The sequence below is a fragment of the Hansschlegelia beijingensis genome (genome assembly GCF_045505405.1).
Taxonomy (GTDB): Bacteria; Pseudomonadota; Alphaproteobacteria; order Rhizobiales; family Methylopilaceae; genus Methylopila; species Methylopila beijingensis_A.
Genome location: NZ_JBJKEX010000618.1, coordinates 1 through 943 on the forward strand (window position 1 = coordinate 1; position 943 = coordinate 943).

Genomic DNA, 943 nt, shown 5'->3' on the forward strand with positions numbered 1-943 from the left:
CTCAAGACGCGCGAACTGCTCGTCCGTCAGCCAGAAGCAGTCCGATCCCATCGGCGTTCTCCCTCGAGGACGCCTCTGAATCACGCTTCACTCGATCTGCAAACCCCTTAATGGGTCCGGGCCCTAGTGACCGCAACGGCATCCCGCGGATGTCGGTGATGAGAGCCATGACCGGTATAGACCTGCGGAGGGTCCGCACCGGCCATCAGTTACAGGACCTAGCCGACCTTGGCGGATGCTGCGCGAGCGAACTGAGCGCTCTGCACTACAAGAAATTACCGGCTCGAAGCGTCGAAATCCGAGGGGAAATCCTGCGTCACCCATCGGACGTTCTCATTCAGGGGCGCCGCCTCTGCGTCAGATGCCTTGATGAGGACTGCTACCACCGGTTCTGGTGGGACCTCTCGATGGTGGCGACCTGCCCCAAACACTCGCTCGGCCTTACCGAAACCTGTAGCTGCGGAACCCTGCTGAGCTGGGGAGACGGCGCGATCGCGAAATGCGCCGATTGTGCCGACGGTGACGCACGTGGCGCTCAGCCGCAACCAGCTCGCGTTGAAGACGTTGCGCTCGACCGGTGGATCTTGAGCCGCTTTGGAGTAACGCAAGTCAGCGAACCCGAAATGTTATCGGGGCTGCCGATCACCCGCGCCCTGGAGATCATTGAACGAGTGGCTGCCCTTGGACTTGCTCAAGACCCATCGAGGGTCCAGTTCCTCCCGCGTTCTCGGCGGAGCATGTGGGTTCGAGGATACAAATGCATTGCAGAAGGTCGCGTCCCGGAGGCCCTGGATCAAGCCTATCGGCTATCCCGCGGGTGAACCGCTCCGGATTCTCCGGAGGCCGCTTCGTTTGAGTCACGCCGCGATAGCCGGCTCGCTCAGCATTGCGTAATAGCGCTCTTCTGCTTCGGCTGGCGGGATGTTGCCGATGGGTTCGAGCA

General features: G+C 61.5%; 1 protein-coding gene. It reads left to right on the forward strand.

Going from position 1 to position 943, the window contains the following annotated elements; all coding sequences use genetic code 11:
* Positions 1 to 110: 110 nt before the first annotated feature.
* Positions 111 to 821 (forward strand): TniQ family protein, encoded by a 711-nt coding sequence (locus ACIKT0_RS19160; protein WP_407106868.1) that lies wholly within the window; start codon positions 111 to 113, stop codon positions 819 to 821.
* Positions 822 to 943 lie beyond the last annotated feature (122 nt).

Excerpts from the sequence above, each read along its gene's own strand:
- ACIKT0_RS19160 (WP_407106868.1), top strand. The coding sequence starts at position 111 with ATGGGTCCGGGCCCTAGTGACCGCAACGGCATCCCGCGGATGTCGGTG.